The following is a 9354-nucleotide window of genomic DNA, read 5'->3' as shown; positions in this document are numbered from 1 at the left end:
GGATTGCCGCCACCGCCGGTGCGGTTCAGGTCCGAGCCGTACGAGGAGGCACCCAGCGCCGAGTAGTCTGGCAGGGTCTGGGTCTGCGAGGCGGCGACACGCAGCACCAGCGAGTCGTCCAGGTCGAACTTGATGTTGGCGCTGGGCAGGACACGGTTGCGCTTGTTCTGGAAGGCCAGGCGCTCCCACATGCCGAACAGGCTGCTGACATCGGCATCGGCGGCCTTGCTGACGGCGTTGTAGGTGTCGATGTCCTGCTTGATGTTGACGTAGCGCAGGCCGACGTTGCCGCTCCACCAGTCGCCGCGGAAATTGGCCTGCACGTAGCCGGCGAAGTTCTTCTCCTTCACCTTCCACTCGGCGCCATAGTTGTGGCGACCGGTCGGGCCATCATTGCCGGCCAGCCAGGTGGAATTGTTGGTCACCGCGTCCTTCAGCGCGCCCGGGGTGAAGTACCAGAGGTTGCGCGGGAAGGTGCCGCCGATGTCGCCGGCAAAGCCGCTGGGATAGTTGGCCGTGGCACCGTTCTTCAGCGCGCTCCAGATGTCACCCGGGGTTGCACCTTCCGGCGACAGCGCTTCGCGCTTGTGGTCGGCGAAACGCAGGCCGAAGTCGATCGAGCTCAGTACGCCGCCATCGTTGAAGTACTGGTTGAAGTCGAGCGTTGCCCACTTCTCCTTGTCTTCGGCGGTGACCTGCTGGTTGCCCCAGGTGCCGAAGCTGGTCACGCCGTTGGGCGAGAGGTCGCCGCCGACGTTCCAGTCGATCGGCGAGCCATTGCCGTGGGTGGCCCAGCTGGCGCCGCCGCCGTTGGCAAGGGTGACCTCGGCGATGTACTGGCGCGGCGTCTCACCGGTGCCCTTGGTGCTGCCGGCCTGGAACGTGGCGGTCAGGCTGTCGCTGATCTGCCAGTCGGCATCGAAGGTGACATAGCTCGACTTGGCCTTCGACTCGCGGTAGATCATGTCGTACACCGCATAGTCGGTGCCCGGCACGCCCCTGTAGCTGGCGTTGGTCAGCACGCCGTCCTTGACCACATAGCCCGGATCCGGCGCCTGCGACTTGGCGAAGCTGTTGCCGAACATCATGAAGTTGCGGTTGTAGTTGTTGGCCTTCAGCTCGGAGCTGAAACCATTCAGGCCCAGGGTGAGGCTGTCGCTCGGCTTGAACTGCAACGAGACCAGGCCGCCCTTGCGCTCGCGGGTCTGCTCAAACAGGGTCGAACCCAGCAGGCCCGGCACATTGACGCCGATCAGGTCCGGATTGGTCTTGGCGACCGGATCGCCGGCGCCGATCTTGAAGAAGCCGCCCGGGATTTCCTGTGCTTCACGGCGCAGCTCGCGCTTCTGGCTGAAGCCCTGCACCATCACGCCGAAGGTGCCTTCCTCGTTCTTGTAGTTGAACAGTGCCGAGTACTGCGGGTCGTTCGACTTGGCCTGGTCCGAGCGCACCATGCCGATCGAGCCTTCCGCGGTGAACGGCTTGGAGAACTCCAGCGGCTTGCGGGTGATGATGTTGACGGTACCGGTGGTACCGCCGTCCTGCAGCTTGGCCTGCGAGGACTTGTTCACTTCCACCGAGCTGACCAGTTCCGACGGCAGCAGCGAGTAGCTGACGCTGCGGCCGACGTTGTTGCCCTGGCTGAGCACGAACCAGTCGGCCGAGCCGACGGTGTGGCCGTTGATCAGGGTCTGGGTCAGGCTCGGGCTGGTGCCGCGCAGGCTGACACGGTCGGCTTCATCGAAGCCACCTTCGTCGGCGCTGGACGAGCTGATGTTCACGCCGGGCAGGCGCTGCAGGGTATCGGCAACGTTGTGCGCGGGCAGCTTGCCCACGTCTTCGGCGGTGACCACTTCCACGCGCGCATTGGCTTCGCGCTTGGTGTCCAGCGACTTCTCCATCGAGCCACGGATGCCGGTAACGGTCACGGTGTCCAGATCGGTGGCGGTCGGGGCCGCCTGCTGCGCGTGCGCACTGAAGGCGATGCAGCTGACGATGGCGGCCGAAAGCAGGGTCTTGCGGGTGTTCATGATGTCTCTCCTCATCACTCGATTGGGTGCCGGCGGCGGTGTTCGGTTACGGTTGCGATGACATGCGCGGGGCGGCGGCGAAGTCCCGTGCGTTGGCGTGCCACGTACTGCGTGCTGCGATTGCGTTGAAGCCTGTTGCGGTGTCAGGCGGCCGACTGCTGCAGGTACCAGCTGGCAGCGCCAACCACGCCCAGCTGGCCGTGCTCGACGACCTTTACCGGGATGCGTGCCAGCGCTTCGCCCATCGGCCCCTTCTGCAGGTAGCGTTCGACGAAGGTGCTGGCGTGCAGGTATTCGCGGATCTGGGGCAGGATGCCGCCGGCCAGGTAGACACCACCGTGGGCGCCGTAGAACAGCGCCATGTCGCCGATGGTGCTGCCGAGCAGGCCACAGAACACATCCAGCGCCTGGCGCGCATGCGCATCGGTATCGGCCATGGCCGCAGCGGTGACTGCGTCGGGGCTTGCCAGGGTCGGCGCCTGCCCCTGCAGCGCGCACACCGCACGGTACAGGTTCATCAGGCCAGGGCCGGAGATCGCATGCTCGATCGACACGTGCGCGCGGTCGCGCTGCATGTGGCGGACGATGGCCATTTCCAGTTCGGTGCTGGCCGCCAGGGTCGGCTGGCCGGCTTCGGTGGGCAGGACCACCGGGCCGTGCGCGGTGGGGATCCACAGCGCTGCACCGAGGCCGGTGCCGGGGCCGACCACCAGGGTCGGGCCACGCGCGGCGGTCTCCGGCCCGCACAGGTGCAGCACGCCACTGGCGTCCACCTGCGCGGCGGCGTAGGCCACCGCTTCGAAATCGTTGACGATGTAGACCCGCTGCAGGCCGACCTCGGCTTCCACCTGGCGCGCCGACAGCGGCCACGGCAGGTTGGCGGTGATCACCGTGCCGTCTTCGCGGGCATAGCCGGCGCTGGCAACCACGCAATGCGTGGGCCGCGGGCCTTCGCCCAGGAAGTCGGACAGGATCGCGCTGAGGCCGGCATGGTCGGCATTGCGGTACTTGCGGTACTCCAGCACCTGCACCGGATGGGCGGCGTCACCGCTGGCCTGGACCCGGGCCACGCGCACATGGGTGCCACCGACGTCGGCGGCCAGGAACGAGGGCGCGACGCGGGACAGGACATGCGACGGGGCGGGGTGGCTGGCGGTCACGCGGGCTCCTGCTGCAGGTGGGCCGGCCCGGGGATCGGGGGCGGCGATTGGGGCGGAGTCTGTAACCGCGCTGACAACGATGTCAACGAGTTCGTGACACTTTCGTTGCTGCGTCGCAACGAATGCGGCGCGCAGTAAACGTTTACACGGTGTGAGCGCGGGTTTCACGTGGGAACCATTGGTGCACGGGGCTCTAGACCTGCCGCGCATTCAGCGGGGCGTACCGCGGCGGACTTGCGCAGTGCAGCACGAGGTTCAGGCAGGCGTGCATGGAAGTTGACAAACCGCCGTTGTCCATCGAAAGAATGTGACAACGTTGTTCCCAGCCACTCTCCGACGCCGCGTTCTGCGGCCGTCGCCGCAGGAGCCCTCCTGATGTCCGCCGTCCCCGCTGCAAGCGCGCGCCCGAACGTGGCCACCTCCATCGCCATCGTTGGCGTGTTGTTCTTCCTGATCGGCTTCTTCACCTGGCTCAACGGCCCGCTGATCACTTTCGTCAAGTTGGCCTTCGAACTCAGCGAGGTCGGTGCCTTCCTCGTGCTGATGGTGTTCTACCTGTCCTATTTCTTCCTGGCCCTGCCGGCGTCCTGGATCCTGCGCCGCACCGGCATGAAGAAGGGCCTGAGCCTGAGCCTGCTGGTGATGGCCGGGGGGGCCGCGCTGTTCGGTGAGTTCGCGACCCAGCGCTGGTACCCGGGCGCGCTCGGCGGTCTGTTCGTGATCGGCAGCGGCCTCGCCCTGCTGCAGACCGCGATCAACCCCTACATCTCGATCCTCGGCCCGATTGAAACGGCGGCACGCCGCATCGCGCTGATGGGCATCTGCAACAAGATCGCCGGCATGCTGGCGCCGGTGCTGATCGGCACCCTGGTGCTGCACGGCATCGGCGATCTGGACAAGCAGGTGCAGGCCGCCGACGCGGTCACCAAGGTCGCGCTGCTCAACGAATTCGCCGCCAAGATCCATGCGCCGTACCTGGCGATGGCCGCGCTGCTGGTGGTGCTGGCGGTGGCCGTACTGTTCTCGCCTCTGCCGGAGATCAAGTCCTCCGAAGCCAATGCAACGCCGTCAGGTGCACCGGGAACGGCCGAGCGCCGCAGCATCTTCCAGTTCCCGCATCTGTGGCTGGGCGTGCTGTGCCTGTTCGTGTACGTAGGCGTGGAAGTCATGGCCGGTGATGCGATCGGAACCTACGGTCACGGTTTCGGCTTGCCGCTGGACCAGACCAAGATGTTCACCTCGCTGACGCTGGCTGCGATGTTGGCCGGCTACGTGGTCGGCCTGCTGGCGATCCCCGGCCTGGTCTCGCAGTCGCGCTACCTGACCATTTCGGCAGTGATGGGCGTGGTGTTCTGCCTGGGCGCCTGGGCCACCCACGGCTACGTCTCGGTGGCCTTCGTGGCGCTGCTGGGCTTCGCCAACGCCATGATGTGGCCGGCGATCTTCCCGCTGGCGATCCGCGGCCTGGGCCGCTTCACCGAGACCGGCTCGGCGCTGCTGGTGATGGGCATCGCCGGCGGCGCGATCATTCCGCAGCTGTTCGCCGTGCTCAAGCAGCACATCGACTTCCAGCTGGTGTTCGTGCTGCTGATGGTGCCGTGCTACCTGTACATCCTGTTCTACTCGGTGATCGGCCATCGTGCCGGCCTGCCGCAGGACAAGGCCTGATCGGCGATGATGGACGGCAGCCAACCCCAGGGAAAACCCATGCGCAGAGCGACCATCAAGGACGTTGCGGAGAAGGCCAAGGTCTCGCTGAAGACGGTCTCGCGGGTGATCAACAATGAGCCCTCGGTGATGCAGGCCACCCGTGCGCGGGTGCTGCGTGCCATCGCCGAGCTCGACTACGAGCCCGATCCGTCCGCGCGCAACCTGCGCAGCGGCACTACCTTCGTGATCGGGCTGGTCTACGACAACCCGAACCCGTACCACATCATCGGCGTGCAGAACGGCGTGCTGGCCGCGTGCCGCGAGACCGGTTTCGGCCTGCAGATCCATCCCTGTGATTCGAGCTCGCCGTTGCTGGCCGATGAACTGGCCGACTGGGTGCAGCGCTCGCGGCTGGCCGGGCTGGTGCTGACCGCACCGATGTCCGAGCGCCGCGACCTGATCCAGGCGCTGACCGCGCGTGGCATCAAGCTGGTGCGCATCATCGCCGCCACTGAAGACCCGGCCGACGGCGCCTGCGTGTTCGTCGACGACCGCGAGGCCGCCTACGAGATCACCGAGCACCTGATCCAGCTCGGTCACCAGCGCATCGGTTTCCTCTGGGGCGGCAGCTCGCACCGCTCCTCGGGCGAACGCTACGCCGGCTACGAAGCGGCGCTGAAGGACTACGGCATGACCGTGGACAAGCACCTGGTGGTGCAGGGCGACTACACCTTCGACGATGGTTTCCGTGGGGCGCGTCGCCTGCTGGCGCTGCGCGAGCCACCTACCGCCATCTTCGGTTCCAACGATGAAATCGCTGCCGGCGTGCTGGCCGCCGCCAAGTCGGCCGGCATGAACGTGCCCTACGACCTGTCCATCGCCGGCTTCGAGGACAGCCCGTTCTCGCGCCAGTCGTGGCCGCCGCTGACCACCGCCAAGCAGGCCACCGAGGACATCGCCCGCCACGCCGCGCGCCTGCTGATCGCACAACTGCGCAGCGACGCCTACGACGATGCGCCGGCACCGCTGCACAACCAGGGCTTCGTGCCGCAGCTGGTGGTGCGCGGCTCGACCGCGCCGATGCGCCCGGCCGGCGCACGCCCCCTTCCTTCCGATCCTGCCTGAGCCCGCCATGTCGCTGTCAGACCCCACGTCCACCCTGATGTTCGCCGAGGCCGCCGAAGCGGCCGACGTGGTTGCCCGCCAGTTCTCGCGCAACCACGCCACCCTGGAAACCCTGGCCGCCAGCCTGCGCGCGGCGCCGCCGCCGTTCGTGGTCACCTGTGCACGCGGCAGCTCCGACCATGCCGCCACCTACGGCAAGTACCTGCTGGAAACCCAGCTGGGCCTGGTGGTTGCGTCGGCCTCGCCGTCGGTGGGGTCGGTCTATGCCGCACCGCTGCAGCTGCGCGGTGCGCTGTTCATCGTCATTTCGCAGTCGGGCAAGAGCCCGGACCTGCTGCGCAACGCCGAGGCGGCCAAGGCCGCTGGCGCACGCGTGATCGCGCTGGTCAACGTCGAGGATTCGCCGCTGGCGCAGCTGGCCGACACGGTCATTCCGCTGCATGCCGGTGCCGAAAAGAGCGTGGCGGCGACCAAGAGCTACCTGGCCTCGCTGGCTGCACTGCTGCAGCTGGCCGCCTACTGGAAGCAGGACAGCAGCCTGCGCAACGCGCTGGACCTGCTGCCGGACGCGATGCGTGAAGCCTGGCAGTGCGACTGGAGCGCGGTGACCGAAGGCCTGGTCGAGGCCACCAACCTGTTCGTGCTCGGCCGTGGCCTGGGCTTGGGCGCGGCGCAGGAAGCGGCGCTGAAGTTCAAGGAAACCTGCAGCCTGCACGCCGAAGCCTACAGCTCGGCCGAGGTCAAGCACGGCCCCATGGCGCTGGTCGACCGTGGCTTCCCGGTGCTGGCCTTCGCCCAGCCCGACGAAACCGGCGCTGGCACCCGAGCGGTGGTCGATGAATTCACCTCGCGCGGCGCGCAGGTGTGGCTGGCCGGCGCCGGTGGCAACCTGCCGGTGGCGGCCGCACCGCACCCGCTGTGCGCACCGCTGCTGACCGTGCAGAGCTTCTATCGCGCGATCAATGCGCTGGCGCTGCGTCGTGGCTTCAACCCGGACCTGCCGCCGCACCTGAACAAGGTCACGGAGACGGTGTGATGGCAACCGTGCTGCGCAATGCCCGCATCCTGGCAGGCGATGAGTTCCGCGACGATCTGGCTGTGGTGATCGAAGAGGGTCGCATCAGCGCGCTGTTGCCCGACGCCGCACCGCAGCTGGGCCACGCTGCCGAGCAGGTGGACCTGGGCGGCGGCTGGCTGCTGCCCGGCTTCATCGACGTGCAGGTCAATGGCGGTGGCGGCGCGTTGTTCAACAACACGCCCGATGTTGCCTCGCTGCGTACCATCGCGCAGGCTCACCGCCGCTTCGGTACCACCGCGATGCTGCCCACGCTGATCAGCGATGACGTGGCGGTGATGCGCGAAGCCATCGGTGCGCTGCGCGAGGCGATCGCGCAGGGCGTGCCGGGCGTGATCGGCATCCATCTCGAAGGGCCCTACATCGCGCCGGCGCGCAAGGGCACGCACGATGTCAGCAAGTTCCGCGTGCCGGACGAAGAAGAGATCGCGCTGGCCGCGTCGCTGGACAACGGCGTGACCCTGCTGACTCTGGCGCCGGAGCGCGTGCCGCTGGAGACCATCCGCGCGCTGGTCGAACGTGGCGTGATCGTGGCCGCCGGCCACACCGCAGGCACCTACGAAGAGATCCGCGCCGGCCTGGATGCTGGCGTGCGTGGCTTCACCCATCTGTACAACGCGATGTCGCCGCTGCAGGGCCGTGAGCCCGGCGCGGTGGGCGCTGCGCTGGAAGACCGCGACAGCTGGATCGGCATCATCGTCGATGGCGTGCATGTGCATCCGGCCAGCCTGCGCGTGGCACTGGCGGCCAAGCCGCGCGGCCGTCTGCTGCTGGTGACCGATGCGATGCCGCCGGTTGGCGCCGACGATCCCAGCTACGTGCTGTACGGCGAAACCATCACCGCCATCGACGGCGTGGTGCGCAATGCCGCCGGTTCGCTGGCCGGCTCGGCGCTGGACATGGCCACCGCCGTGCGCAACACCGTGCAGCTGCTCGGCCAGCCGTTGGCCGAAGCCGCGCGCATGGCCTCGACCTATCCGGCACAGTTCCTCAACGTCGACGACCGCCTGGGGCACATCGCCGAGGGCTACCAGGCCGACCTGGTGCTGCTGGATGATGCGCTGCAGGTACGTGGCACGTGGATTGCCGGACAGTACGAGGCCGCCTGATGAACGCGACGCCGCCACGCCGGCTGGGCTCGATCGACGCCCTGCGCGGCAGCACCGTGGCGGCGATGCTGCTGGTCAACAACCCGGGTGACTGGAGTGCGGTGTTCGCACCGCTGCGCCATTCGGACTGGCATGGCTGCACGCCCACCGATCTGGTGTTCCCGTTCTTCCTGTTCCTGGTGGGCGTGTCGATGGCGTTCAGCGTAGCGCCGCGCGCGCTGGACGCGTCAGCGAGACCTGCACTGGCGCGCGGCGTGCTGGAGCGCGCGCTGCGCATCCTGCTGGCCGGTGCGCTGCTGCACCTGCTGATCTGGTGGGCGTTGGATACCCATCACTTCCGCATCTGGGGGGTGCTGCAACGGATCGCCGTGTGCGCGGCGCTGGTGGGTGTGCTGGCGGTGTATGCACGGCCGCGCATGCAGGCCGGCATGCTTGTTGGACTGTTGGTGGGGTACACGGTGCTGCTGCTGGGCGTCGGTGACCTGGCGCCGTGGACCAACCCGGCCAGCCGCCTGGACACCACGCTGTTCGCACCGTGGATCTATCAATGGCATGCCGATACCCGCCTCGGCCATGATCCGGAAGGATTGCTGAGCACGCTGGGTGCACTGGGCAGTACCGTGCTCGGCCTGTTGGCCGGTGGCCTGCTGCGCAGCGGGCGTTCGACGGCACTGGCCGGGCTGGGCGTGGCGACCGCCGTGCTGGGCCTGTTGCTGGCCGGGGTGCTGCCGTTGAACAAGCAGCTGTGGACGCCCAGTTACGTGCTGTGGACCGGTGGCCTGGCCGCGCTGGCGCTGTGGCTGGGCCACGTGCTGATAGACCTGAAGGGATGGCCGGCGCTGGGCCGGCGCTTCGGGGTCAACGCGATCACTGCGTACCTGGGGGCATCGGTGATGTCGGTGGTGCTGATGGCGACCGGCGCCTGGGGCTGGATCTGGCAGCAGCTGGCCGCCGCGATGCCGCAGGCGCTCGAGCTGGCATCGATGCTGCAGGCGCTGGCGTTCGTCGCACTGTGGTGGGGCGTGGCATGGTGGCTGGACCGGCGGAAGATCTACCTGAAGATCTGAGCAGCCCCGGGGTCGGACCCCTTTCCGCAGGAAAAGGGGCCGACCCAAACGCCGGAAGAATGAACGGTTTCAGTCACGTCCTCGTGGTGTGACGACGGCCGGACTTCACACCTGAAATGTGATTGTCGCCACGCAAGT

General features: G+C 67.6%; 7 protein-coding genes. 5 read left to right on the top strand and 2 right to left on the bottom strand.

The window, feature by feature from the left end; genetic code table 11:
- A partial coding sequence (locus ABGA94_RS02345; protein ID WP_375366288.1) for a TonB-dependent receptor occupies positions 1-2030 on the bottom strand: 2030 nt, incomplete at its 3' end.
- 143 nt (positions 2031-2173) lie between these two features.
- Entirely contained in the window at positions 2174-3190 is a 1017-nt protein-coding gene (locus ABGA94_RS02340) for a glucokinase family protein (RefSeq protein WP_005419334.1), read from the bottom strand.
- A gap of 375 nt (positions 3191-3565) precedes the next feature.
- On the opposite strand from ABGA94_RS02340, the gene ABGA94_RS02335 reads away from it, so the two are divergent.
- The 5 genes from ABGA94_RS02335 to ABGA94_RS02315 are packed head-to-tail and all read left to right on the top strand — an operon-like array spanning position 3566 to position 9216.
- Positions 3566-4858 (top strand): sugar MFS transporter, encoded by a 1293-nt coding sequence (locus ABGA94_RS02335; protein WP_095378297.1) that lies wholly within the window; start codon positions 3566-3568, stop codon positions 4856-4858.
- A gap of 39 nt (positions 4859-4897) precedes the next feature.
- The gene (locus ABGA94_RS02330) at positions 4898-5965 is read left to right on the top strand and encodes a LacI family DNA-binding transcriptional regulator (RefSeq protein WP_005411045.1); all 1068 of its coding nucleotides are present in this window, start codon (positions 4898-4900) and stop codon (positions 5963-5965) included.
- Positions 5966-5972: 7 nt separating this feature from the next.
- Complete coding sequence (locus tag ABGA94_RS02325; RefSeq protein WP_329847761.1) at positions 5973-7001, top strand: SIS domain-containing protein; 1029 nt, start codon at positions 5973-5975, stop codon at positions 6999-7001.
- A complete protein-coding gene (gene nagA / locus ABGA94_RS02320) occupies positions 7001-8149 on the top strand; it encodes an N-acetylglucosamine-6-phosphate deacetylase (RefSeq protein WP_375366286.1) in 1149 nt (382 codons plus the stop codon). Before ABGA94_RS02325 ends, nagA begins: the two co-directional genes overlap by 1 nt.
- Complete coding sequence (locus ABGA94_RS02315) at positions 8149-9216, top strand: acyltransferase family protein (protein ID WP_375366284.1); 1068 nt, start codon at positions 8149-8151, stop codon at positions 9214-9216. Before nagA ends, ABGA94_RS02315 begins: the two co-directional genes overlap by 1 nt.
- The last annotated feature ends 138 nt before the right edge of the window (positions 9217-9354 follow it).

Origin of the sequence: Stenotrophomonas sp. 3diitr2024 (genome assembly GCF_042136455.1) — a bacterium.
GTDB classification, from domain to species: Bacteria; Pseudomonadota; Gammaproteobacteria; order Xanthomonadales; family Xanthomonadaceae; genus Stenotrophomonas; species Stenotrophomonas sepilia.
This window is presented reverse-complemented; position numbering and strand designations above follow the sequence as displayed.

Coding starts and splice junctions, on each gene's coding strand:
- ABGA94_RS02335 (WP_095378297.1), top strand. CDS start 3,566: ATGTCCGCCGTCCCCGCTGCAAGCGCGCGCCCGAACGTGGCCACCTCC.
- ABGA94_RS02330 (WP_005411045.1), top strand. CDS start 4,898: ATGCGCAGAGCGACCATCAAGGACGTTGCGGAGAAGGCCAAGGTCTCG.
- ABGA94_RS02325 (WP_329847761.1), top strand. CDS start 5,973: ATGTCGCTGTCAGACCCCACGTCCACCCTGATGTTCGCCGAGGCCGCC.
- nagA (WP_375366286.1), top strand. CDS start 7,001: ATGGCAACCGTGCTGCGCAATGCCCGCATCCTGGCAGGCGATGAGTTC.
- ABGA94_RS02315 (WP_375366284.1), top strand. CDS start 8,149: ATGAACGCGACGCCGCCACGCCGGCTGGGCTCGATCGACGCCCTGCGC.